28 protein-coding genes are annotated in these 24,963 nt (G+C 46.0%); 18 read left to right on the top strand and 10 right to left on the bottom strand.

All coding sequences use genetic code 11. From position 1 onward, the window contains the following. Positions 1-3: 3 nt before the first annotated feature. The 4 genes from R7M92_RS01845 to R7M92_RS01830 all read left to right on the top strand — a co-directional run bounded on the left by R7M92_RS01845 (position 4) and on the right by R7M92_RS01830 (position 2,119). A complete protein-coding gene (locus R7M92_RS01845; protein ID WP_318132555.1) occupies positions 4-540 on the top strand; it encodes a DUF924 family protein in 537 nt (178 codons plus the stop codon). Between the two features lie 24 nt (positions 541-564). Then, positions 565-894, top strand: coding sequence for a DUF4144 domain-containing protein (locus R7M92_RS01840; RefSeq protein WP_033907198.1), 330 nt, complete (start codon positions 565-567; stop codon positions 892-894). Between the two features lie 139 nt (positions 895-1,033). After that, the gene (locus R7M92_RS01835) at positions 1,034-1,519 is read left to right on the top strand and encodes a VOC family protein (protein ID WP_005374344.1); all 486 of its coding nucleotides are present in this window, start codon (positions 1,034-1,036) and stop codon (positions 1,517-1,519) included. A gap of 174 nt (positions 1,520-1,693) precedes the next feature. Beyond that, on the top strand, positions 1,694-2,119 hold the full coding sequence (locus tag R7M92_RS01830; protein WP_017634369.1) for a VOC family protein: 426 nt from the start codon (positions 1,694-1,696) through the stop codon (positions 2,117-2,119). Positions 2,120-2,196: 77 nt separating this feature from the next. On the opposite strand, the gene R7M92_RS01825 is transcribed toward R7M92_RS01830, so the two are convergent. Then, complete coding sequence (locus tag R7M92_RS01825; protein ID WP_318132573.1) at positions 2,197-3,342, bottom strand: MBL fold metallo-hydrolase; 1,146 nt, start codon at positions 3,340-3,342, stop codon at positions 2,197-2,199. Between the two features lie 181 nt (positions 3,343-3,523). Here R7M92_RS01825 and R7M92_RS01820 point away from each other — a divergent pair, with 181 nt between their 5' ends. Further along, complete coding sequence (locus R7M92_RS01820; RefSeq protein ID WP_005374351.1) at positions 3,524-3,769, top strand: Rho-binding antiterminator; 246 nt, start codon at positions 3,524-3,526, stop codon at positions 3,767-3,769. Between the two features lie 96 nt (positions 3,770-3,865). Here the strand turns inward: R7M92_RS01820 and R7M92_RS01815 are convergent, their stop codons facing one another. The 3 genes from R7M92_RS01815 to ompW form a co-directional block, all read right to left on the bottom strand. After that, entirely contained in the window at positions 3,866-5,356 is a 1,491-nt protein-coding gene (locus tag R7M92_RS01815) for an MDR family MFS transporter (protein ID WP_005383288.1), read from the bottom strand. Next, complete coding sequence (locus tag R7M92_RS01810; protein WP_064354458.1) at positions 5,353-6,378, bottom strand: HlyD family secretion protein; 1,026 nt, start codon at positions 6,376-6,378, stop codon at positions 5,353-5,355. The genes R7M92_RS01815 and R7M92_RS01810 overlap by 4 nt, the downstream gene beginning before the upstream one ends. 214 nt (positions 6,379-6,592) lie before the next feature. After that, complete coding sequence (gene ompW / locus R7M92_RS01805; protein ID WP_064354457.1) at positions 6,593-7,237, bottom strand: outer membrane protein OmpW; 645 nt, start codon at positions 7,235-7,237, stop codon at positions 6,593-6,595. Positions 7,238-7,732: 495 nt separating this feature from the next. Here ompW and R7M92_RS01800 point away from each other — a divergent pair, with 495 nt between their 5' ends. The 3 genes from R7M92_RS01800 to R7M92_RS01790 are packed head-to-tail and all read left to right on the top strand — an operon-like array spanning position 7,733 to position 9,363. After that, positions 7,733-8,383 carry a Qnr family pentapeptide repeat protein gene (locus R7M92_RS01800; protein WP_005374358.1) on the top strand — a complete coding sequence of 217 codons (651 nt, stop codon included), beginning with the start codon at positions 7,733-7,735 and terminating at the stop codon, positions 8,381-8,383. Between the two features lie 9 nt (positions 8,384-8,392). Continuing rightward, positions 8,393-8,704: a cupin domain-containing protein gene (locus tag R7M92_RS01795; protein WP_213886357.1), complete on the top strand. Its 312-nt coding sequence runs from the start codon at positions 8,393-8,395 to the stop codon at positions 8,702-8,704. A gap of 38 nt (positions 8,705-8,742) precedes the next feature. After that, on the top strand, positions 8,743-9,363 hold the full coding sequence (locus R7M92_RS01790; protein WP_206949207.1) for an HAD-IB family hydrolase: 621 nt from the start codon (positions 8,743-8,745) through the stop codon (positions 9,361-9,363). Positions 9,364-9,479: 116 nt separating this feature from the next. On the opposite strand, the gene R7M92_RS01785 is transcribed toward R7M92_RS01790, so the two are convergent. Further along, positions 9,480-10,658, bottom strand: a complete 1,179-nt coding sequence (locus R7M92_RS01785; RefSeq protein ID WP_130545289.1) for a lytic polysaccharide monooxygenase — start codon at positions 10,656-10,658, stop codon at positions 9,480-9,482. A 214-nt stretch (positions 10,659-10,872) separates the two neighbouring features. After that, positions 10,873-11,313, bottom strand: coding sequence for an Lrp/AsnC family transcriptional regulator (locus tag R7M92_RS01780; protein ID WP_005482841.1), 441 nt, complete (start codon positions 11,311-11,313; stop codon positions 10,873-10,875). A gap of 114 nt (positions 11,314-11,427) precedes the next feature. Here R7M92_RS01780 and R7M92_RS01775 point away from each other — a divergent pair, with 114 nt between their 5' ends. Further along, complete coding sequence (locus R7M92_RS01775) at positions 11,428-12,012, top strand: LysE family translocator (RefSeq protein ID WP_005482872.1); 585 nt, start codon at positions 11,428-11,430, stop codon at positions 12,010-12,012. A 179-nt stretch (positions 12,013-12,191) separates the two neighbouring features. Further along, positions 12,192-12,965 carry a siderophore-interacting protein gene (locus tag R7M92_RS01770; RefSeq protein ID WP_213969204.1) on the top strand — a complete coding sequence of 258 codons (774 nt, stop codon included), beginning with the start codon at positions 12,192-12,194 and terminating at the stop codon, positions 12,963-12,965. Between the two features lie 99 nt (positions 12,966-13,064). On the opposite strand, the gene R7M92_RS01765 is transcribed toward R7M92_RS01770, so the two are convergent. Together R7M92_RS01765 and R7M92_RS01760 are read right to left on the bottom strand one after the other, a co-directional pair. Further along, positions 13,065-13,937: a LysR family transcriptional regulator gene (locus R7M92_RS01765; protein WP_017633836.1), complete on the bottom strand. Its 873-nt coding sequence runs from the start codon at positions 13,935-13,937 to the stop codon at positions 13,065-13,067. Between the two features lie 80 nt (positions 13,938-14,017). Further along, entirely contained in the window at positions 14,018-14,824 is an 807-nt protein-coding gene (locus R7M92_RS01760) for an arylamine N-acetyltransferase family protein (protein ID WP_213870800.1), read from the bottom strand. Between the two features lie 293 nt (positions 14,825-15,117). Between R7M92_RS01760 and R7M92_RS01755 the strand changes: the two genes are divergently transcribed. The 5 genes from R7M92_RS01755 to R7M92_RS01735 all read left to right on the top strand — a co-directional run bounded on the left by R7M92_RS01755 (position 15,118) and on the right by R7M92_RS01735 (position 19,586). Next, positions 15,118-16,266 (top strand): S-(hydroxymethyl)glutathione dehydrogenase/class III alcohol dehydrogenase, encoded by a 1,149-nt coding sequence (locus R7M92_RS01755; RefSeq protein ID WP_017821027.1) that lies wholly within the window; start codon positions 15,118-15,120, stop codon positions 16,264-16,266. A 62-nt stretch (positions 16,267-16,328) separates the two neighbouring features. Further along, the gene (gene fghA, locus R7M92_RS01750) at positions 16,329-17,168 is read left to right on the top strand and encodes an S-formylglutathione hydrolase (protein WP_064354455.1); all 840 of its coding nucleotides are present in this window, start codon (positions 16,329-16,331) and stop codon (positions 17,166-17,168) included. A 445-nt stretch (positions 17,169-17,613) separates the two neighbouring features. After that, on the top strand, positions 17,614-18,069 hold the full coding sequence (locus tag R7M92_RS01745) for a hypothetical protein (RefSeq protein ID WP_005374384.1): 456 nt from the start codon (positions 17,614-17,616) through the stop codon (positions 18,067-18,069). A 5-nt stretch (positions 18,070-18,074) separates the two neighbouring features. Next, entirely contained in the window at positions 18,075-19,172 is a 1,098-nt protein-coding gene (locus R7M92_RS01740; RefSeq protein WP_005383270.1) for a GGDEF domain-containing protein, read from the top strand. 24 nt (positions 19,173-19,196) lie between these two features. Then, a complete protein-coding gene (locus tag R7M92_RS01735) occupies positions 19,197-19,586 on the top strand; it encodes a hypothetical protein (RefSeq protein ID WP_005464976.1) in 390 nt (129 codons plus the stop codon). 107 nt (positions 19,587-19,693) lie between these two features. Here the strand turns inward: R7M92_RS01735 and R7M92_RS01730 are convergent, their stop codons facing one another. Both R7M92_RS01730 and R7M92_RS01725 read right to left on the bottom strand, forming a co-directional pair. Further along, positions 19,694-20,497, bottom strand: a complete 804-nt coding sequence (locus R7M92_RS01730) for an HAD family hydrolase (protein ID WP_318132552.1) — start codon at positions 20,495-20,497, stop codon at positions 19,694-19,696. A gap of 95 nt (positions 20,498-20,592) precedes the next feature. After that, the gene (locus R7M92_RS01725) at positions 20,593-21,480 is read right to left on the bottom strand and encodes a LysR family transcriptional regulator (protein ID WP_140209661.1); all 888 of its coding nucleotides are present in this window, start codon (positions 21,478-21,480) and stop codon (positions 20,593-20,595) included. Positions 21,481-21,606: 126 nt separating this feature from the next. Here R7M92_RS01725 and R7M92_RS01720 point away from each other — a divergent pair, with 126 nt between their 5' ends. The 3 genes from R7M92_RS01720 to R7M92_RS01710 all read left to right on the top strand — a co-directional run bounded on the left by R7M92_RS01720 (position 21,607) and on the right by R7M92_RS01710 (position 24,884). Next, positions 21,607-22,473 carry an MBL fold metallo-hydrolase gene (locus tag R7M92_RS01720; protein ID WP_025545336.1) on the top strand — a complete coding sequence of 289 codons (867 nt, stop codon included), beginning with the start codon at positions 21,607-21,609 and terminating at the stop codon, positions 22,471-22,473. Continuing rightward, on the top strand, positions 22,467-23,087 hold the full coding sequence (locus R7M92_RS01715; RefSeq protein WP_005482835.1) for a DsbA family protein: 621 nt from the start codon (positions 22,467-22,469) through the stop codon (positions 23,085-23,087). Before R7M92_RS01720 ends, R7M92_RS01715 begins: the two co-directional genes overlap by 7 nt. A gap of 117 nt (positions 23,088-23,204) precedes the next feature. After that, a complete protein-coding gene (locus R7M92_RS01710) occupies positions 23,205-24,884 on the top strand; it encodes an RluA family pseudouridine synthase (RefSeq protein WP_318132549.1) in 1,680 nt (559 codons plus the stop codon). Positions 24,885-24,963: the final 79 nt, after the last annotated feature.

Here is a 24,963-nt window from a genome sequence, read left to right as displayed (position 1 = left end):
TCCATGTACCAAGAAGTCATCAAATTTTGGTTCGAGGAGCTATCGCCCCAAAATTGGTTTGAAAACAACCCAGAACTGGACAAGCGTATTACATCGCGATTTGCCTCGGTATTAGAACAAGCGGCTCGTTGTGAACTGTTTAATTGGCGTGACAGCACACAAGGACGATTGGCCGAAATCATCGTCCTCGACCAGTTTTCACGTAATGTGTATCGCAACACCCCAAAAGCGTTTGCACAAGACCCACTCGCATTAGCATTGGCTCAAGAGGCAATTCGGTTAGGTCACGACAAAGAATTAGCGCCTGAGCAGCTAAGTTTTTTGTACATGCCGTTTATGCACAGCGAATCTCGCCTCATTCATGTCGAAGCTGAAAAATTGTTCCGCACATCAGGGCTTGAAAATAACTACGATTTTGAGCTAAAACACAAAGCCATCATCGACCAGTTTGGGCGCTATCCTCATCGCAATGCAATACTGGGAAGAGAGAGCACTCCCGAAGAGTTAGCGTTTTTGCAACAACCTGGGTCAAGTTTCTAAATAACAATGAATAATGAGTTAACCATGAGAGACCACGCAGTATGCTGGCCATGCTTGCTAAAACTAGACGGCGACGATGAGCTGATCTACACGCATTCCCAGTCCGACTTAGACTCTGAATGCGAAGCCCTCATTTTTGGGCAAGATGATTACGTTATCGACTCAAATGGCAACACGTTTGAATTGAAAAACAATGGTTCGAACACCACTCTTTTACATCCAAAAGAACGAACGCTGTCCGTAGAAGAAGTTACGTCATTAATCCAATCGCATGAATTCAGCCTCGCGCAACGGTGCATTATCAAGATTCATTTCACCTCGGTGAGGCAAGCTGTTGAGGCCTTAGCTCACTAAATCAATCCCAATACGCACGTCATTAAATAAAATTATCATTTTTATAATTTATGATAATTTAATGTAATCAATGTCACGCCATATACTCTCCCACATCGAAACAAGACAACGTTCAAACACACATGTTGGGAGCAAACAAATGAAAATGAATCATGTCGGTATTATGGTCGGAGATATGGACAAAGCGGTTGAGTTTTACACGCAAGCGCTAGGTCTAAAAGTCGTTATGGGCAACACGAAAGTGATTGAAGAACGCGAAACGGCAATTGGCAGAATGTGTATTGCGGTCTTTGGGGAAGGCTTTAAAGGCTTCAACATTGCGCACCTTGTGACAAGTGATGGCATCGGCCTTGAATTATTCGAAATGAAAGAGCGTCAAGAGCGCCATGAAGTGGATTTTTCTCGCATCGGTATCTTCCATTTCTGTTTGCAGACAGACGATTTTGAAGGTGCTATCAAACGCACCGAAGCACTAGGTGGCAAAGTTCGCATGGACATCATGCGTTACCACCCAGAAGACGATAATAAGCCTGCGAAAATGGTTTACCTAGAAGACCCATTCGGCAACCTATTCGAGCTTTACTCACACACTTACGAAGAAACTTACGCTTCTGATTACGAGTAATAGCCCCATCCATATTCCAAAAGGCTAGCAATACGCTAGCCTTTTTTGTTTGCTTTGAGTTGCAGTGTTTCTGCACTCGCTCTAGCAAAAAAACATCTGGAATTTGATCATTTCTCTCACCACTTTTAAGGTCACTTTATACTTACCTCAACACAATGCAAAAAGGAGTGAAGCATGCCCACCAAAAATCCAATCGCCATCAAAGCGCTTGATCATGTTGTTTTAAGGACCTGTAACCTCGATGCTATGTTGCATTTCTATCGAGACATTTTGGGCTGCCCTGTCGAACGCGAAGTAACGGAACTTGGTTTAACTCAACTTAGGGCAGGTAACGCATTGATTGATGTAGTGACGGTAGACAGCGAATTGGGCCAACTCGGCGGTAAGCCACCAGTTCAAAATGGTCGTAATATTGACCATTTTTGCCTGCAATTGGCGCCTTTTTCCGAGGATGAATTACTGGAATATCTGCGTGCGCGCGGCATTGAAACCGAAGAGTTTGCGAAGCGGTATGGCGCACAAGGGTTCGGTAGATCACTCTATATACATGATCCGGAAGGAAATGTCGTCGAGTTAAAACCTCAAGTGATTGATGAGTAAGCGAGTAAAAAACCTTGTTATATTCTGAAAATAACAAGGTTAATTTCTAAAATAATTATTGAAGTAAGATCATATTATTAAGTCAAAATTCTAGCTGGCTCACATATTTCTTTTTCTCGCCACCACTGTTTATTTATATGTTCTTGATGAACGTAAAAACTCTCCCCCGGCATTGGCGTCAGCAGCGTTATGTGTTCTTTTTGACAATGGGCAAGCAAATCTAAAATCGGTTCGTCCCAGCGGTGAGTAAATAGCTCGTATGTAGCCCAATGTACTGGCAACAGTTTTTTCGCATTTAAATCGTGAAACGCTTGCACGGTATGATGAGCCTGCATGTGCCCCCAGTTTTCGACCGGATAACCTTGGCCTTTCACATCAGCAGCCACTTCCAAACAGGCAATGTCGATTGGTCCACATCGCAGTGCGATCTCGGAAAAGTGCGAATCGTAAGCTGAATCGCCACTAAAATAGAGCGTCTCTTCTTTGCCTTTGATGACCCAAGAAGCCCACAGGGTCGAGTTTTTATCGAAATAAGTACGACCCGAATTATGGTTAGCAGGCGTACAAATCAGTTCGATTCCGGCATAGTGCACGCTATCCCACCAATCTAATTCCACGATGTTGTCTGCGCAAACGCCCCACTTTATCAGATGCTTGCCAACCCCTAAGGGTACATAAAACGTCACGGGTTTATCGGCGTAGAAACGTATGGTCGATGCTTCTAAATGGTCGTAATGATCGTGCGAAATCACGATAATTTCAGGAATCGGCAAACAATCTCTGGCATGGGTATTGGGAATATTGCGTTCAAACCACGCTTTTGCGATGAACGGAGAAGCGTAATCAAATACCGGATCAGTCAGAATTCGAATGCCATCGACCTCCACCAGCATGGTGGAATGGCCCAGCCAAGTAACGCGCATCGATTCACTTCTCTGCGCAAACTGCGTAGGTTGAATTGGGAAATGTGGCAGATGTTCGTTAGGACTCAATGGCGTTCTACCACCAAGATAGCTCCAACACACCTGCCAGAATGATTGCGGGCTAGGGATATTTGGCATCTCGTTTTTAACGCGGCCGTTTTCAAATTGAGGCGAGTGGTGAACACGGTGCGCCAACTGCGCATGGTAGGTTTGAGGGGAAATCAGTGAACTTGGCTTTTGTGTCTTTTGTGTCTTTTGTTCACTCGTTAGGTATGTGCGCTTAAGTATCGTTTCAGACATATCGTAGTTTTGTCTCGCTTGCGAACGCTCAACAGTAGGTTTATTAAAACGTGCGTGTATGTCTATTTCGTGACCAAAATGAGGTGTAAGATGAAGATTCAGTTTCAATCAAACGTTTTCTATATTAAGGAAGCGGTTCTCAAACCTTCTGAATACTGCGTCGGTTTGAAAGGAGAAAGCTATGGTGACTTGCAGCCAATACGATTTTATTGAAATCGCCTGTATGTTTAAGCTCCCTATCGAGATCACACTAAAAAATGGTGAAACTCATCAGGGCAACGCGTTCGACACAGGCTACGACATGCAGCGACAAGAGTGCTTGTTTTTAGATATGGATGGTGAGCACACCGCCTTCCCGACTGAACAATTAGTCGCAATGCGCGCGCTCAAAACCAATCCGCATTTTGACGAAGTGACATTTGAGTAAACGTCCTTCTTTCACTGGCACTGTCCAATAAAAAACGCCTCTCAAGCTGACACAACTTGAGAGGCGTTCTCTTACACTATTCACCGGAACTTCATGTTATTCACGCGACCGAATGAAAACCAGCATCGGCATCATGATCACGAACATCACTCCCACAAGCTGGAAGGTGTGCACAAACGCGACCATTTGCGATTGCTGCTGCAACATCTGTTGGTATTGGTCTAACGCAACCGGGTCGGTAATAGAAAGCCCCTGATTGGCCGCCCAGTCATGCAAGTTAGGATTATAAGGATTAATACCCTCTCCCAGCGCATGCCATTGCTGCTGACTATCACGATATTGGAACGTGGTGGCGATAGAAATACCAAACGAGCTACCAATGGTACGGAACAGATTGTAAATACTCGCCGCCGCAACAGATTGCTCTTTCGGAATCGTTAAATACGCCAAGGTGGATAGCGTCGAGAAGGTTAAACCAAGCCCCATCCCCTGAATCATACTCGGCATCACAATCCAAAATGTATCGATCTGCAGTGAGTACTGCGTCATCAAATAGCTACCAATCCCGATGCAGCTTAAACCAAAGACTATTTTGATTCTGGGATCGAATTGCGGATTGAGCTTAATCACCAAAATCAACATCGCCGCTGACGCCAACCCACGCGGTGCCATTAATAAACCAGTGGTTGAGACCGGATAATCCAGCAAGCTTTCCAACAGCATTGGTTGTTGAGTCGTCAGGCCAAACATCGCCATCGACACCACGGCAATCATCAATGACGAGACCATAAGGTTTCGGTCTTTCAGCAGCCACAATGGCGCTATTGGACTTTTGGTTTTCCAACTGCGATAGATCCACATCACCAATCCCATGACTGCGAGCAATATCGCCGTCTGAATCATACGTGAGTCGAGCCAGTCGTCTTCATTCCCTTTATCCAACACAAACTGCAACGCGCCCACACCTAACGCCATGTAACCGATGATCCACCAGTCAAAGTTAGGTTTGGATTTGTTGTCGATATGGATATAGCGATAAATCAAAGAGGTACAGATCAAACCGAATGGCAAGTTGATGTAAAAAATCCAGCGCCAGTTAATGTTGTCGGTGATCACACCACCCACAACTGGGCCCAAAATAGGACCAAGCAAAATGCCGATGGAGAAAATCGCCATCGCTTTGCCTTTTTGCTCATACGGATAAATCTGCACTAACGTCGACTGCGCCAATGGAATCACCGACGCGCCGAAAGCGCCTTGGATAATGCGAAATAGCACCATCTCTTCAAGAGACTGTGCTTGCCCACAAAGCGCACTGGCAATCACAAAACCGATCACAGCAACCAACATGACTTTGCGTTCACCAAAACGCGACACCCAGAAACTGGTCATCGGAATGAAGATCGCTTCCGCCATGCTGTAACCCGTCAACACCCACGTAATTTGGTCTGCCGTTGCGCCCAACGCGCCCATCATGTGCGATAGCGACACGTTCGCAACGGTCATATCGATTAACACCATGATGGCAGAAAGCATCACGGCGACGGTGGCAATCCCCCGTTTGTCTGCCGTAATTTGATGGCTCATTGCACGCTACTTTGCAAATCAATGGTGACTTCTGAGCTCGCACCCACGCGAAGTTGCGGCGCATCGGCCGGTACTTCTAATGCCAAACGTACAGGGAAACGCTGTTTGATTTTAACCCAGTTACCCGTTGCGTTTTCTGGTGGCATCAAGGAGAACGATGTACCACTCGCAGGCGATAGTTGTTCTACCGTTGCTTTCCACACCACGTCTGGGTACATATCAATCACCACATCCGCATGCATGCCAGGTTTAATATGAGTAAGATCGGTTTCTTTAAAGTTCGCGCGTACCCAATAGCTGTCTTTTAAAATCACAGGGAACAACGTTTGACCCACGCTAACGACCGAGCCTACGTGCGTATTGATCTCACCGGCAATGCCATCCACTGGTGACGTAATGTCGGTGTAGCTCAAGTTCAGCTCTGCTTGCGCTAACTGTGCTCCCGCTTGTTGAACAACCGCAGCCTCTGCGCCTTCTTCACCACGGTTCGCAATGGCTTTTTCTACCGTCGCGCGCGCTTGCTCCAGGCTCGCTTGGGCATTGGCTAGTTTGTTTTTTGCCGTATCTAAATCTTGGTTCGACGCCAGTTTGCGTTTCACCAAGGAATCCGTACGTTTGTACTCCACTTGCGCTTCTATCAGGTTAGAGCGCGCCGCATCTAAGCCCGCAACAGCTTCAGTTACCTGCTTATCGGCAACATCATGTTGCTGGACCGCCAATTGGTATGCCGCTTTTGCTTGCTTCACTGCCAACAAATATGGGCGTGAATCTATCTTCAGCAGTAGGTCACCTTTGTTAACAGATTGGAAGTCTTTGACATCCGCGGAAACCACTTGGCCTTTTACCTGAGGCGCTACCGACAAAATTTTTGCCCTAACGTAGGCATCTTCCGTGCTTGGGTGACTGTCTGAATACTGCCAAGACCAATACATCGCACCAAATGCGATAACACAGAGAGTAAAGAAAAGAGTTTTTACCAGCTTAGATCTGGAGGAGGAATGCTTTGCGATGTCGTCGCTCATTTATATTGTCCACTTGTTCAATTATGTGATCAGTGTAGGACTTTTCGATCTTCCGACAATAAAATGATCTGCAAGGTAAAGATCCAATTTTGCATGTTGCTAAGTGGAGTAAATGATGTGCAATCAAAACGAGGATAAAAAAGAGGGGCAGTCCCCGTAACCGCCCCCAAAGTCATGCCAATAATAGTAATGTGCGTGTAACTACTGGTTTTTCTTAGAACTTGTAACCGCCGCTGATCATAAATACCCAAGGGTTAATTTTGACGTCGGTTTTTTGCTTCTCTCCACCTGCTTTGTAAGTTGCTTCTGTTTCAATGTTTGCGTACCACGCAGCAGCGTTGAGGAACCATTGATCGTTGATCATGTAGTCCACACCAATATTCGCTGCTAGACCGAATGAGTCATCCAACTTAAGATCTGAAAGACCAGCGCCTTTACCCGTGCTATTGAAGCCCTCATCAAAGAACATGGTGTAGTTGAGACCTGCACCCACGTATGGACGGAACTTACTTTGTGGCTCGCCAAAGTAGTACTGCACCATAAGCGTTGGTGGAAGGTGTTTGGTGTCCGCGATATCACCAAGACCTAACAAGTCTGTTGAAATATCGTGGCTGAATGGTGTTGCTGCTAGAAGCTCTAAACTGATGTTGTCTGTAAACATGTAGCCAAACGTCAAACCAAGCTGCGTATTTGAATCCACTTTCAATTCTTCTTGAGAACCAAGAATCTTATCGCTGCTGTCGTTTGGAACGACAGACGCCGCACCAACACGAAGAACGAAGTCACCTTGTTTATGAGCGAAAACACTTGGTGACACGAGTGCAGCAACCACTGCTAGACTGCAGATTGTTTTTTTCATTTTTATTTCCTTTCGTAGGGCTTCGTTATGTCGTACCCAAAGGGGTGCCTGCTAACTGATCTGAGATTTCAAGTAAACTCAGCGCCTTGAAGCACACGGGTATCTATATCTTTTTGAGCTGTGCGCAATCTAGCACATAGAAACCCTACTATTTTGATGGAAATCAATTTGTGAAAAATATAGGTTTTTTGTATGGAGAAACGCCATATTGATCAACAAATTATGCAAATAGGATACAATTCTGTAATGCAAACTGTGCGTGTGAGTTGCCATGCATACCCATAAATGCGAATCCTCTCGTTAAGGCTCGTAGCCAGCAAAAACTTTTTTCGTCCTCTACGTCTTCTATTTTCAAAAAACAACCCACTTAAAACGCTCGTTTGCCCCCTTAAAATCGCGATTTGAGGGGTTTGTAAAGCACTGAAATACAAGAAGTTATTTTTCTGGAAAATCAGTCACTTGGAGTGCTAGTCTGCTCGCAGCTAAGGAGAAGACATGTTAAAAACCGATCTCATTTTTGAACGAGAAAACTTTTCTCATCACGATTTTCAGAATGCTACCTTTAAAAACTGCCACTTTTATATGTGCTGTTTCGACCATGCCGATCTGCGCGATGCTAAGTTCATCGACTGTCGCTTTATCGAATCCAAAGCGCTAGAAGGGTGTAGTTTTCGCTTCGCGAACTTAAAAGACGCTAGCTTTACGAACTGCATGTTGGCGATGAGCCTGTTTAACGGCGCAAATTGTATGGGCTTGGAGCTACGTAAGTGCGATCTCAAAGGGGCAAACTTCCAAGGTGCGAACTTTGCTAATCGCGTCAGTAACACCATGTTTTTCTGTTCTGCTTTTATTACTGGCTGCAACCTCACCTACTGTAACTTCGAGCGAGTGTTACTAGAAAAATGTGACCTCTTTGAAAACCGTTGGAACGGTGCGAACCTCGCAGGGGCAACTCTCAAAGGCTCGGATTTATCTCGCTGCGAATTCTCGCCAGAACAATGGGGAACCTTTAACGTTGAGCAATGTGATCTGACTCATGTCGAACTAGACGGGCTGGATGTTCGCCGCGTTTCTCTGTTTGGTGTTAAAATTTGTGATTGGCAACAAGAGCAATTGCTTGCGCCTTTTGGACTGATCATTCTCTAAGGAAAGGCCATGAACCTGTTTAAAGACTTACCGAATAACCTCGACGAGGAAGTGTTCGAAGACCTGCTGACCCACAAAAACCTGCGTATAGAACGCATTGTCTCAACGGGGCAAACCTCGCCCGAAAGTGACTGGTACGATCAAGAAGAACATGAATGGGTCTTGGTTCTTAAAGGAGCTGGAGAGCTGACTTTTGAATCAGATGTAGTGCAACGACTTGAGGCAGGCGATCACGTTACGATTCCAGCTCATACCAAACACAAAGTGAGCTGGACTGACCCAACGCAAGAAACCATCTGGTTGGCGGTGTTTTATCAATAAACACAAAACGATCTTAAACCAAAAAATAGGCGCTGAATTTGCTCGATACTACTAAGCCGTCACTGGCACTGTTTGATTTTGATGGCACCATCACCCGAGAGGATATGTTTAGCCTTTTCCTCCACTATTCTGCTTATGGCCTGCGCAAACGAATAGGAAAGGTCGCTATCATGCCATTTTATGCGCTGTACAAACTCGGAGTGTTACCCGCTCGTGTTATGCGCCCTCTCAGCAGTTTTATTGCATTTTCAGGGAAAGAAACGCAGAAAATTGAAGCGATTGGCGCTCAGTTTGCCCATGAAGTGATCCCGCTGTACTTACGGCCAGAAGCGATGGAAAGGTTGGCGTGGCATCAACACAGAGGCGATACCATTGTGGTGGTGTCGGCATCACTCAATGCGTATCTCAAGCCTTGGTGTGAAGCGAACGGTTACCACTTGCTGTGCAGTGAACTGATCTCAGAGCAGCCAAAACTGAGTGGCTTTTACCAGCAAGGTGATTGCAGTTTAGAAAGAAAAGTCTCGCGCGTGAAGGCGGCGTTTTCGCTCGACGAGTTTGCGTCTGTTTATGCCTACGGTGATACACACGAAGACATTCCGATGCTCAAACTGGCAGACTACGCGATGCTCAACTGGAGCGAGTGGAGAGCAAGCGAATAACGATATGTGCTCTGATTTTCAAGACAACCACTCGACCAAAGTGATCGTTTTAGGCTAAAAAAACAAACCCTTCTCACATGAGAAGGGTTTTATTGATCAGGGCCCGAATAACTGGCTTAACGCCATACCCCCCATTGACCCGTTGTGCCTGGTTCCTCACCAGACGTCCACCACTGGGCAGTCCATTCTTTGCCGTTGTGCGTCACCACATCACCTTGGTTGTATACGGCCGTCTTGTCCCACAAGTTGGTTGGTTCAACTGGTGGCGTTACATCCGCTTTGATCAGTGACAACGCATAACTGAAGTCTGCGCTTGGCGCTAATACTTGGTTCGCATTCACGTTGTTACTATCGAACATGTAGTGGTTCATCTCTTGATGCCAAATGCCCACGTACCAATCGCCCGTTTGCTGCGCGTTAAATTGATCCGCAATTTCTGCCGCCCAAGTCGTCGTATTGTTTGCGCTGATTGGCAGTGAAATATCGACAATTTCATTGCCTGTCGCATTAAACGTACGGAAACGGATGGTGTCACCCGCTTCTACTGGTCCGAAACCTTGCTGAACAAAGTAGCCTAGAGATGTCAGATTATTGCCCGGTTCGGTTGGATCAACAGGGTCAGTCGGTGGCGTCGTGCCTGTTCCGTTTAACGTAATGTCACTACAGTTGTAGAAACCTTCCCCAGCGACATCAATACGCTGCCAACGAGTGTAAAGTACCGCATCGCCCGAACGATCAGCAGGGAAAGTCACCTGAATACGGTAGCGTTTTTCCGCATCAACATACACATCACCTGCGGTGTCGATCAGCTCTAAATCACTCCAAGTAAGAGGCTTTGAATCATCATAAGTTGGCTTGGTGAGATAGAATTCCCAGTACGATGGGTTGTGCGGCGCTTTGCCGTAAAACACCAATTCAATCTGGTTGTTTGCATCTGGCGTAACATTGGTGCGCTGCCAGTTTGGAGAAGGAATGTTCAAGCCTTTCTTAGCCGCATCGCCGGCAGAACACAGTTCACCGTCGCGAACCACGGCTTTCACATGCTCCATATCTCGGTAATTTGGTACGTTCGCCGCGATTTCGCTGCGTTGCACAAACGGATACGCGCCAGATTCTTCAAAAGCCGCTTTACACGCTTGGTTAGGGATCTCGTTGGTCCAAAAGCCACCGTCTAAATAACACGTATTTTGACGAGCACTTGGAAACTCTACCCAGCCATGGGCGTTGACGTTAAATGAGCTCAATGCGGCAACAGCGCTTAAGCTCAAAAGAGGAAGTGTTACATGTGATTTCATCGTTCATCCTTAATTTTGCTGACTCGCCGCTCTGAAACACAAGCGGTTTAAGCAAAACTAGCAGGATGGGATTATTTAGAAGGTGAGAATAAATATGGAAATTGTAAGAGTGCCATCTGCTTTCCAGCATTTGTTGTGAACCATTCTCATACTCGACTGACTCTTTCGAGTCACTTCAAATTCGTGTGCCACAAAAACTGTCACTCTCGTTTGGCTAGCGCTCGTCTTTTGGTGTGTCCATCACCACCATGGTTGTGATCGACTTGACGTGTTCGCACTCACCCAACACATCAGCGTGAAACGCTTTATAAGCGGCGAGATCTTGCGTTTCCACACGCAGCAAATACTCGTTCGCACCAGTGATGTTGTGACATTCCACCACCTCGTTTACAAAACGCACATGCTCTTCGAAACCCAACTGTGCCTGCTTAGAGTGCGAGGCCAAACCAATCGACACATAAGCGACAAAACCCACACCAAGTTGCTGATTATCCAGTACCGCTCGGTAGCCTTTGATCACGCCTTTACGCTCTAAATCTTGCACTCGGCGTAAGGTTGCAGACGGAGATAAACCAACGCGTTCCGACAGCTCCACATTGGAGATTCTTCCGTCTCGTTTGAGCACTTGCAATATTCTTTCGTCAAATCTATCCATGATGATGTTTCATTGCTTATTTAGTTTCTAATCATCAAATAAAAGCACAATATTGACCTCAGTTCTACTTATAGTTGTTCTCAACTTATCGAGAACTGATTCAAGGAACAATCTATGGAATATCATCAACTGGGCGCTTTGGCGTTGTTCGCTTTTGTCTCCACTTTTACGCCGGGTCCCAATAACATTATGTTGATGACCTCAGGGGCCAATGTCGGCTTTAAACGCACTATCCCACACATGTTGGGCATTACCTTCGGCTTTGGTGCCATGCTAATTTTGGTGGGTATTGGCTTGATGAGCCTGTTCCATGCCTACCCGCTAACCCACTCGATTTTAAAAGTATTGAGCTTGAGTTATTTGCTGTACTTGACGTACAAAATCGCCACCAGCGACAAAACAGAAGCAAAACACGATTTTCGCCCGATGTCTTTTTTAGGGGCTGTCGCATTCCAATGGGTGAACCCAAAAGGTTGGTCGATGGCGTTGACGGCCATTACGGTATACACCAGTGGCGGTTCTTGGCTCGAACTGACTTTTATCGCCGGTATCTTCTGTTTAGCTAACTTGCCATCGGTGACATTTTGGACGGCGGCAGGTATGCAATTGCAGCGTTGGTTGACCACCGATAAACGCGTTAAGGGGTTCAACTACAGTATGGCTGCGCTGTTGCTTTTGTCTACGATTCCAATGATATAAGTCCATTTATGGTTAAAAAACGACTCACTTTACGTGGTTAGAGAAAGGATAGAGGTAATATTTTTCTTGAGGCTTTGGCGTTAATTCACAGTGTAAATTTGTTTAAAGACGCTACCCTCTTGTTAGGGAACTTGATAATCTTTAAATGAGAAAGAGAATAATTATCGAGTAAAGTAACAATGAAAAAGAAGCCTCAACCTAAAACGCTTGTTGTCACAGACACAGAAACCATCACTCCAAACATGCAGCGCATTACCTTGCAAGGTGAGGCGCTGAGCCACTTTCCTCGTGACTGCGAAGGCAGTTACATCAAATTACTGTTTAACGATATGGGCGGCGCGGATCTGAGCATCCTGTCAGAAGACGACCGACCAATCATGCGCACCTACACTATTCGACGCTTTCATCCAGAAACCAGTTCAATCGAAGTGGATTTCGTCCGACACGTAACGCAAGATCTGCAATGCGGATTTGCAGCGCGTTGGGCAATGGCCGCACAAAAAGGCGACACGATCAGCATTGTTGGGCCAGGTAGCATCTCCAACTTAAATACGGAGGCGGATTGGTTCTTCATGGCTGCCGATATGACGGCACTTCCAGCGCTTTCTGCGAAAATTCGTACGCTGCCAGAAGAGGCCAAAGGCTACGCTGTGATCAGCGTGATGTCTCCAGACGACATCCAACCCCTACACGCGCCAGCAGGCATGGAGTTGATTTGGCTAACTGAACAGCAAACCTTGGCTGATAGCGTTCGCGAACTGGAATGGTTAGATGGTAACGCTTCGGTATGGTGTGCGTGTGAGTTCGATTCAATGCGTGCGCTGCGCCAATATTTCCGCAACGAAAAAGAAGTCGATCGCGAGAATATCTACATCAGCAGCTATTGGAAGCAAGGCGTATCTGAAGATGGGCACAAAGTGATTAAACGTGAAGACGCGGAATCCAACCAATAGTGATTCATGTCTTTTCGATTCCAGCTCTCATCCTAATAAAAACGCCCGGCATCACCGGGCGTTTTAGCAACTTCAGTTGTATTAAAGTTCATGAAAACTCTAATCCGCTAGTTCCTGCGCTAAAAAGTCGATCAACAACCTCACTTTGGGCGATAAATTTCGGCTTTGTGGATACAGTGCCCAAATGCCTTCACGGTCGTCTCGGTAATCGGTCAGCACCTCGACTAGCTCACCGTTATCTAGGGCTTCTTGAACGTAATAGTCCGGCAACTGCACTAAACCCAAACCACGTTTGGCGGCGCCCATTAGCGCAAAACCACTATTGCATTTAATCCTCCCCGACACGCGCAAAGACTTATCGCGTTTATTTTCCTTAAAATGCCAATAATCGACCGAACCAACCAAGCACTGATGTCGAGCCAGTTCGGATAATGTGTGAGGCTCGCCAAATCGCTCCAAATACATAGGGCTAGCACACACGTAATTTTGACGCGACGAAAGACGCTTTGCGATCATGCTGGAATCTTGCAGGCGGCCAAGACGAATCGCCACGTCTACCCCTTGCTCTATCAAATCCAGTTTTTGATTGGTCAGAACTAAATCGAGATCCACACGCGGGTACTTCTCCAAAAACTGATGCAAGAGCGGTGCGAGGTTCATTTCCCCATAGGTCACAGGCGCTGTCACACGCAGCAAACCTCGCGGTTCGGTTTGCATTTGCGTTACAGCAAGCTCAGCCAGTTCTAGCCCTTCGACCAAGTGTTTGCACTGCTGATAATAAAGCTGTCCAGCTTCAGACAGAGAAACTTTTCGCGTCGTGCGATGCAGTAACTTAACCGCAAGGCGCTCTTCAAGTGCCGATACGCGGCGACTGATTTGTGCCACTGACGTTTTCAGTTTAGCCGCGGCAGCTGTAAAGCTGTTAGTTTCCGCTACGGCAACAAACTCGCTGACTCCTTCCCAATTCGCCATGCTGTATTCCTGTCGACCTCTTCTAGACAAATAGTGATTACATTGTTCTCGTCGCGCTACGCTTTGAAAACGGGAAAACTTTACGCGTCAGGTAACGGACGAAGTTCGTCGTATTGCGCATCAAGCTCAATGCCAAAATATTCTTTCAACGCATCCAGGTAGGTTTGACCTGGCTCTAGCTCTATTTCTGTTAGCGCTTCATGATTGGCGCATCTGAGTGTGTAGTTAAGCAGCGTCACCAACCCACTTTCTGTCGCTCTAGCAGCGACTCTTGCGCTAGTAAAACGCGAATTAGGCGAAGTCGAGGTAAAGAAGTTGCTACATGCAATGTCACCAGCAAACACAAACTCTAGGTCAAAGCTGTATAGATTGTTCCACGTGTCCGTTCCATCGGTTGAAAGCACTTGGAGGAAATAACCAAACTGAGCATCTTTGACAAAACGGAAGGTTTGTAAATCCGTCTGAATCACTTGGTCAAGGATAAATGGCAATGGCGCTCGAGGGGTATTGGAGCCAAAACCCACATCGACAATCCATGTTTGTTCCTCTAACGTCACTAACGTGATTTGATGACTACGACCTGTTGGTGTACCAGACACATGTACACGCCCTAGCAAACTTCGCGCTTCAAACCCAAGAGTGTTGAGCACATCAAGCATTAAACCATTTAATTCAAAGCAGTAACCACCGCGAGAGTGGTACACGGTTTTTTGAATAATATCTTCAATCTCAACAGAGACGCCTCGCTGCAATGCGATGTCAAAATTCTCAAACGGCAGGCAACGATGCTGCGCCACGTGAATTCTGTGCAATGACTCCAAATCGGCGGGCAATTCACTAGGCAAGCCTAGCTTGGTTAAATAGGCACTCAGATCCGTCTTATTCATAATCACTCTTACTTAGCTGATGGTTTGACAGTTTTCTACTTTAGCCCCTCTATCTAACTTCAGGTCAATCACCTTTTCCATTTCCCTTCCGCTTTAAGGAGGCATCGCACTCTTTTTACACGCTCACCTTATCATTATTACGCATATGTAAAAATCATTTTCAAAATGGACGGATTATCATTTTTACTGAAACACCTAAAATGAGCACCAACAAAACGACGAAGCGCGGTAAGCAAACCTTAACTACGCTTATTACGTCACTCCATATACTGAAAATATAAAGGAAACATCCAATGTCGCTTGAAATCAAACCTGGTCAAACTCACATAAAATCAAAAGCAATGGTCGCTTGGGCTGCAGGTGAGCCGCTTAAAATGGAAGAAGTTGATGTACAACTTCCAAAAGCCGGCGAAGTGCTAGTACGCATCGTAGCAACTGGGGTTTGTCACACTGACGCATTCACACTATCAGGTGACGATCCAGAAGGTATCTTCCCTTCAATCCTTGGTCACGAAGGTGGCGGTATCGTTGAAATGGTTGGCGAAGGCGTAACAAGCGTTGAAGTTGGCGACCACGTTATCCCACTTTACACTGCTGAATGTGGTGAGTGTAAGTTCTGTAAATCTGGCAAAACGAACCTATGTCAGGCCGTTCGTGAAACTCAAGGTAAAGGCCTAATGCCAGATGGCACAAGCCGATTCTCTATCAACGGCGAAACTATCTTCCACTACATGGGTTGTTCTACTTTCTCTGAGTACACGGTTCTTCCAGAAATCTCACTAGCGAAAGTAAACAAAGAAGCACCACTTGAAGAAGTTTGTCTTCTAGGTTGTGGCGTAACCACTGGTATGGGTGCGGTATTAAACACAGCTAAAGTTGAAAAAGGCGACACAGTGGCAATCTTTGGTCTAGGGGGTATCGGTCTTTCTGCAATCATCGGTGCTCGCATGGCTGGTGCCAGCCGCATCATCGGTGTAGACATCAACGAAAGCAAATTCGACCTAGCGAAACAACTTGGTGCAACTGATTGCATCAACCCACAAAAATTCGACAAGCCAATTCAAGAAGTGATTGTTGAAATGACAGACGGTGGTGTTGACTACTCATTCGAATGTATCGGTAACGTAAACGTGATGCGCCAAGCACTTGAGTGCTGTCACAAAGGTTGGGGTGAGTCAGTCATCATTGGTGTTGCTGGTGCAGGTCAAGAGATCTCAACTCGTCCATTCCAACTGGTAACTGGTCGTGTATGGCGTGGCAGCGCTTTCGGTGGCGTTAAAGGTCGCTCTGAGCTTCCAGAAATCGTAAACCGTTACATGGCTGGTGAATTCGGCTTACAGGAGTTCATTACCCACACAATGGGATTAGCAGACGTCAACAAAGCGTTTGATCTGATGCATGAAGGTAAGAGCATCCGAACGGTTATCCATATGGATCAATAATGCTGCCTCAGGCTCTCCTTTTGGGGAGCCTGAATTCCTTCTGCTAATTAGAGAGTTTATTCATGACCATTGAAAATGTAAGCCAAGCCAAAGTGTTTGGCGGTTGGCACAAGCAATATACACACGAATCCAATGCCCTAAACTGCACCATGCGCTTCGCGATATTCTTGCCACCTAACGCAACGAAATCAAATCCCGTACCCGCGCTATACTGGCTCTCTGGTTTAACGTGTACCGATGAGAACTTTATGCAGAAAGCGGGCGCATTTCGTATGGCGGCCGAGCTTGGCATTGCGATCATTGCACCAGACACAAGTCCGAGAGGCGAAGGTATCGCTGACGACGAAAGCTATGACCTAGGAAAAGGAGCTGGCTTTTACCTTAATGCGACGCAAGCACCTTGGTCACTGCATTACTGCATGTACGACTATGTGACTGAGGAGTTACCTGCGATCATCGAAAGTAACTTCCCAGTCTCTGACGTGAAGTCAATTTCCGGTCACAGTATGGGCGGCCACGGAGCGCTCACCATTGGTCTGAAAAATTCAGAACAGTACCGTTCTATTTCAGCGTTCAGTCCAATCAGTAACCCAATGCAATGCCCTTGGGGACAAAAAGCCTTTACTGCTTACTTAGGCAAGGAGCTTGAAAGCTGGAAGCAATACGATGCAAGTGAACTTCTAAAACAACAACAATCACCATTACCAATTTTGATTGATCAAGGTGATGCTGATGGCTTCTTAAATGAGCAGCTTAGACCGGAAGCGCTGATTGCTGCGGCAAAAATACACGATTCAAACCTAACCTTGAGAATGCAACCAGGCTATGACCATAGCTATTACTTCATCTCAAGCTTTATTGAAGAGCACCTCAACTTCCATGCAAAATATTTGTTTGCATAGTTAAATTAAGTAAGCTCATGAAATAAAAAATAAAGTCACCAAAACTAGGTGACTTTATTTTCTTTACGTACTAACAAATACATATCTGAATATCGATGATTTAAATATGTAAAATAATGTAACTTAAGAACAAATTCGACGTCCCATTTCTCGCCTTATTAAATTCTCATTTCCGACACAGTATCTTTATTAAAAATGATACAAAGTTGCACTAAAAAGCAATTAAATACCGCGAAATCATTACGAAACTCTACCATCATCCCAACACTCTGAGCTTTTAATTAAGAAGCAACTTAATAACCTTGACGTGACGTAAACCGACAGTTATTTTTGAAACATAACGTATTATAAAATCTCATCCGGTTGGCTCTATAATTATAAATAAATTACCGCTAGCACCTTTGTCCTAGCTAAGAAAAAAGAATAAAACTCAAAAGGGCATATGATGAAAAAGATAGTCGCGCTAGGTCTGTTTTTTGTTGCGCCATTCTTGTCTGCAAATACGATCGTATTTAGTAGTAGCCAGCAGCCTAGTGTCATACTGGAACTGGAAGAGATCCAAGCTTTACCTACCACTAGCTACACGATGACATTGCCTTGGCTTCCTGCCTCGTCAGAGTTTTTAGGCGTTAAACTCAGCACGCTTCTTACACACGTCTACGGAAAGGTACCAGAGCAGGTTGATATCAGCAGCTTAAACGACTATCACTCGACATTGTCCCGACAAGATATTCTTCGATATCAACCAATACTGGCTTATCAACAAGATCAGAATTACATAAAAGTCAGGAATAAAGGCCCTTTCTGGGTGATATATCCACTCAATCTCTATCCAGAGCTAAACTACAATAAATATCATGCGCAAATGGTATGGCAAGTAAATGAAATAAAAGAAAAATAATAAGAATGAAGTTATCAGAACCCTATTCTAAGAAACAAAGAATATTGCAATATTCTACCACCAGCAAAATGCTGCTGGTGGTGTTTGCCGTTTCTTTGCTTCTCGCGAATGTCGTGCTTTTACAGCAAACACGTTCACTCTCACAAAATTTTAATAACGAACAAAAACAAGCGACTTGGTTTTTATTCCAACTCTCCAAAGAACTATCAGAACTTGTCGGCGAGGCCAGACGGTTAGATGAAAACGTATTGAATATTGATGGTGCAGAGCTTCAATACGAGTTAGCGTGGAGTCGCTTTGACTTATTGACCAGTAGCACGAAAGCCAATAAGTTCTTTTCTCGGAACAACATGCACCTTTACTTCATTAATCTTTTTGAAGAGTTCAAAGAGCTAGAAAAACAACTAGTAGAAGCTAGAACAGGTGACAGCCAAGCTGCTGCTGCATTTTATCGTTCAACTCAAACACTATATTTAGGCTTAATAGACTTCGTTAATCAAAACTTCCGCCTAAGCAGTAAAGCTTATGAAGCACAAAAAGGTCAAACCCAGCGCTTAATGCAAGCACAATATATGTTGTTTGCGACGTTCGTTTTGTCGATTATCTCTCTAACTTATTTCTTTTATCGTGAATCCCATTTTCATAGAAAATTGGCGCTAAGTGACCCTTTGACGAACCTAGGGAACCGCAATGCACTATTCATAACCCTAAACAAATTTACTCAAGAAAAAAGGCCCTTTTCTCTCTGGATTCTAGATTTAAATGGTTTTAAAGAAGTCAACGACACACACGGACACCAAGTTGGCGACACTGTACTGCGGGAAATCGCTAGGCGGCTTAATTCTATGGCACTCAATGATTTTACTGTTTATCGCATGGGAGGAGATGAGTTCGCGGTTATCCTTGAAGGTGAACATCTCAATGAAGAGAACGTACGTGAGCAGATAAATACCGTCTTTGATGCACAAATATTAAACTCCGATAAAGTCTCAACACTTTCAACAAGCATGGGCTTAGCGCAATACCCTAAAGACAGTGACAATGTTGACTTTCTTATCAGCATAGCGGATAAGCGCATGTACAAAATGAAATTTCAACGTTAAACGGTATATATGATGAGAAAGTTCATGCAAGTACTGCTTCTACTGGCAGTCATTGCGGCAGGTGTGTTGGCTTGGGTATTTATTCCATCGCACGAAACCATCGGGCAAAAAACGCTTGAGCAGGCACTCAACGACGACTACAGCCTCGTTGGACATCGAATCTACTCAACCGATCCGGATGCTGGCAACCGATTCGGCTACTTCGTATTGGCAACGGGCCAGAGCATTGAAGAGCAAGAGCCGTTTTTGGTCACTTCGGATCAGTTTATTCGCATGGAACAAACGGGTGATAACACCTTGTCTGTGACCGTCAATGGCCGTATCTACCAATACCACAACGACTTGTGGGTACCAAAATCGGATGGAAAGTTGCAGCACTTTTTAGTCAGCGCAACTGCCAACTACGTGCGCTAAAAAACGGGAACATTACTCCCCCCTCCCATCACACACAAAAAAACAAAGCCCCGCATGTACTGCGGGGCTTTTTACGTTAAGAAGAAAGTAACATCGAAAGGAGGGCGTTACTTCGCTAACACTTTCTCTTTAATCACTTTGAGTACCCCAGCCTCTTGGTTGCTTGGCGCAGAATAACGAGCAATTTTCTTAATCTCTTCATGCGCATTGGCAACCGCGTACGAATGCTCACTGACTTGCAGCATTTCAAGGTCGTTGAGGTAATCACCAAACGTCATGGTTTCTGCCGGAGTAAAATTCATCGTCTCTTGAAGATGCTGAATGGCCGCGCCTTTAGAGGCCTCGGCATTCATCACATCCAGCCAAATTTTTGCGCTCACTACAACTTTATGCGTTGCACCAAACTTCGCGTTCATGGTCGGGAACAGGAGCTCTTCCGAACCGTCAAAGTGACAAATCGCTACCTTGATGAACTCGTCTTCGACCTCAAGCAAATCCGTCACCATTTCACAGCGATGGTAGTACTTTTGAAACTCTTCCAGTGATTGCTGATCATGCGTTTCGATGTACGCCGAGCGCTTGCCACACAATACGATGTTCGCTCCATCAATTTCACGAGCCGCTTTCACAATCTTCGCCACTTCCGCTTTAGGAATGGCGCAACTGTAGAGCTCTTTGTCTTGGTACATCACCAAGGTGCCATTTTCGGCCACATACAACACTCTATCTTTGATTGGCGCGAACGTGTCTCGCAGGCTGTAATACTGACGACCAGACGCAGCGGAGAACAAAATACCTTGCTCTTCCAGTTGCAAAAACAGGTCGAAAAACTCTGGATCCAAACGACCGTATTGGTCAAGCAAAGTGCCATCCATATCGGAAGCAATAAATTTGATGCGAACTTGTGACATTAACTAAAACTCTAAATGACGCTGCGAAAAATATATCCATGTAAGGTACAGGATCTTGTATGAATCTCAAGTCGGGACAACGACGCCTTTCGCGATTACCAAGGGTGCAGTTTAAAGTAATCTTCACTGTGATCGATGAAGGCTCTCACCGCAGGAGACAAGTGTTTACGTGATGAATACAGCGCGTAAATGTTGAGATCATTTGGCTTCCAATTCGGCAACACCGACTCAAGCTGACCCGATTGCAGATAGATATTGCTCAAATAGGTTGGCAGCATCGAAATACCCATGCCTTGTAACGCGCCATGCAATAACGCCGTGGCCTCATTGCTGGTTAGGCGACACTCAATTCCCACCGATTCGAACTGGTCGCCCTGAGACAAATGCCACACGTGACGCTCAAAGTTTTTGTAACCCAAACAGTCGTGTGAAGATAAATCTCGCGGATGCGCGATCGCGTGGTGAGTTTGCAAGTATTGTGGCGATGCCACCAACACCGATTCACACACCGCAATCGGCTTACCAATCAAAGAAGGATCGGGATCTGACGCAATTCGGATTGCCAGATCGATGCGTTGCTCGGTTAGATCACTCACTGAGTCTTGCAGATCTATGTCGATATGCACTTTGGGGTGCTTTTGCATAAAACTGTTTACTACTGGGATCAACTGTGAGAATCCAAATGAAGTGCTAGACGCGAGACGGATTTTTCCGGACAGCTCACCATCAACGGCAATGTTCGACGTCAACGTATCGGCCTGTTTTAACCAGCGCTCAATCTGAGGCAAGCTGCGCTCCCCTGCGGTGGTGAGCGACACCTTGCGCGTGGTGCGGTGCAACAAACGAGTTTGCAGCCAGTTCTCCATCGCCTCTACATAACGAGTCACCATAGGCCGAGACATGTCTAACCGCTCTGCGGTCGCGGTAAAACTGCCAGAATAGACCACATCCACAAATACTTTTGCTGCCGTTACTCTGTCCATACATTTGCTCGAAATAAGAAATAGTGATGCACATTATTGTGTATTTTTCCGAGCGTATCAATTTCCTAATATAGCTCCCGTTCCCAAGCCGTCGTCGCTTGGCCCCAAATTCTTTAGGAGCTTATTATGAAAAAATTCACTTTGATTGCTGCATCCGTTTTAATGGCAAGCCCTGTCCTAGCGGCAAACCACTCTCCCCTTACTCTTGAGGTTTACAACGCCGACGGTAACAGCTTCCACGTTAACTCAACCTTGGTATACGGTGAGACTGACGCCATGGTCATCGACACTGGCTTCACCAAAGCTGACGCGATGCGCATTGCCGCTAAAGTGTTGGACTCAGGCAAAACGCTTAAAACCATTTTTATCAGCCAAGCGGACCCAGACTACTACTTTGGCGCAGAGGCCCTACACCAACAGTTCCCTGATGCGCAGATCATCGCAACGCCTGCGGTTCAAAAAATTATTAAAGAGAAATTGGCTGGAAAGCTGGCGTACTGGGGACCAAAGCTGGGCGCAAACGCACCGGTAAAACCAGTGATCCCTGTCGCGTACGATAAAGCATCATTAGAGCTAGAAGGTCATAAGATTGAAATTCGTGGTAACCATGGCACATCAGCACACCGCCCTTACCTATGGATTCCAGATAACAAAGCGATTCTAGGTAACGTAGCCGTGTACTCAAACGTACATTTGTGGATGGCCGATGCCGCTGACCAAACCGCTATCAATGCTTGGGAGCAACAGCTTAGCGAGATGCTTGCGCTTAAACCTCAAGTGGTCATCCCTGGTCACATGAAAGCAGGCACAAAGCTGAACGCAGACACCATTCACTACTCGCAACAATATTTGCAGGATTTTCAGCAAGCGAAAAAACACAGCAATAACAGCGTTCAACTCATTGACACCATGTCAGCGAAATACCCAGAAGCTCAATTGCCAATCGCGCTAGAAATCGGTGCGAAAGTGCATACTGGTGAAATGTCATGGTAACCGTGCATTACTTCTTCGATCCCATGTGTGGTTGGTGCTACGGGGCATCACCACTCATCGAAGCCTTGATGGACACCTCTCAATTTAAGGTAGAGCTTCATCCCGGCGGTATGATTGAGAAACGCGCGATTGAATCTGAATTTCGTCAGCACATCATCAACAGTGACGCTCGTATCGCAACCGAAACCGGAGCAACGTTTGGTGAAGCATATCTGCAACGCGTGAAAAGCGAAGATGCGTTTGTTCTTGATTCTTATCTACCAACACAAGCGATCTTGAGTGCGGAGAAAATGGGGCTGAATCCATGGCACATGCTAAAGGCCATCCAATCCGCGCATTATCAGCTCGGGTTAAAAGTGAATGAAGCATCGACGCTCAAAGCCATTGCAGAATCGCTAGGTTTAGCAAACGATGTGTGGGAGCAAAACATGACGTTAAGCGAAGCCGATCTAGATGAGAAAATTCGCTCTAGCCGACAGTTGATGCGCCAGTTACACGTTGGTGGTTATCCAACCCTGATTGCAGAAGTAAATGGCGAGTACCTGACCTTGCCGCACTCGACCTACTACGACAAACCGGCACAGTGGAAGCTTGCATTACAAAAACTGCAATAAACTCTTCCCCACTCGCTCTTGTCCTTAATCCAAGAGCGAGTGCACACACCGACATGGCAATCCTGACTCAAACAGGTACAATCCTCGCTCGAATTTTTACTCGCGCGGATACCCACCATGCACTCGCCTGAACATTGTTTTACACGTTTTACTGCTGATACTTCTGACTATGAATTACCAACGCAGTTTACGTTTCCGTTCTACTACACGCCGCATCCTCTTTGCGTTATGGCTGCAAAGCAATTGCAACAGTACTTATTAGCGCAAACCGACTTCGAACACGATTTTGGTTTGGTTAATGAAGAAACGGGGCGAGGCAAAATGTTTGGCGTATTGCTGGTAGAAAGCCCTCAAGGCGAGCTCGGCTTTTTAAGTGCGTTTTCTGGCAAAATTGCCGACCAAAACTTGATTCCAGGATTTGTCCCTCCTGTATACGACATGCTGACCGATGAAGGCTTCTTCCGCGCAGAGACAGATGCCATCAACGCCGCCAATGCGGAGTACAAAACCTGTGCCGCGAATCCGGAATTGGCGGAGCTTAAAGCGCAAATCCAAGCCGACCGAGCCGCTTATCAGCAAGAAGAGCAAACACAGCGCCAAGTGATGATTGACGGCCGCGCCGCACGCAAACAACAGCGCCAACAGGGCGAGCAAACGCTCAATGCCGATGACCTCAAAATCTTGTTGGATGAGTTGGGTAAGCAAAGTGTCACCGAGAAAAACGTTCTCAAATACTTAAAGCAAGCGTGGGATGAAAAGCTTGCAATCAAAGAAGCGCGCTTGGCCGAGTTAGAGCAGCAACTTGCTCATCTGAAAGAGCAGCGCAAAACACTCTCCAACGCTTTACAGCACAAACTGCATAAACAGTACCGCTTTCTAAACAGCCATGGCGAAACACGCGACTTGGTGGACATTTTTGCGGACACCACAAACCCAGTACCACCAGCAGGTGCAGGGGAATGTGCTGCGCCAAAACTGCTTCAATACGCGTTTAAATACGGATTCAAACCGCTGGCGTTGGCAGAATTTTGGTGGGGTGTGTCGCCAAAGTCTGAAGTTCGCCAACACAAAAAATTCTACCCATCGTGCAACAGCAAATGTCAGCCGATTTTGGGCCATATGATGCAAGGGCTGGATGTCGAACCTAACCCATTGGCGGAGAATTGGGCAGAAGACAAAGAGCTGGAGATAATCTACCAAGACGACGCTATGGTCGTCGTCAACAAGCCCTCGGGCTTACTTTCAGTGCCTGGTAAAACTATCAAGGACTCTGCTTATACGCGCCTACAAGCGATGTACCCTGATGTGGAAGGGCCGTTTGTGATTCATCGCCTCGACATGGCGACCTCTGGCATTTTGGTGTTTGCCTTAACTAAGCGCGCGAACAAAAGTCTGCAAAAACAGTTTATGTCTCGCGGCGTACAAAAACGTTATATGGCACTGCTCGAAGGCGTATTAAACGAGCCTGAAGGGGAAATTTCACTGCCAATGCGTGGTGACCCAGACGACCGCCCACGTCAACTGGTGTGTTTTGAACACGGGAAACATGCAGAAACCTACTGGCAACTGATTGAAGTCAAAGATGGACGCAGCAAGGTATATATGTATCCGAAAACCGGGCGAACTCACCAACTACGTGTACACAGTGCTCATCACATGGGGTTAAACATGCCGATGGTTGGTGATGGTTTATACGGCGAAAAATCGAATCGCTTACACCTGCATGCTGAGATGCTAGAGTTGGATCATCCATACAGCAAAGAGCGTATGGTGTTCCAAGCTGAGTGCGAATTCTAACGTCTTCCCGATTTTAAATAACAAAAAGGCACTGACTATCAGTGCCTTTTTTTGTTTTCTAACAACAGAATAAGCGTGA

Origin of the sequence: Vibrio sp. Vb2880, assembly GCF_033337975.1 — a bacterium.
Lineage (GTDB): Bacteria > Pseudomonadota > Gammaproteobacteria > Enterobacterales > Vibrionaceae > Vibrio > Vibrio alginolyticus.
This window is presented reverse-complemented; position numbering and strand designations above follow the sequence as displayed.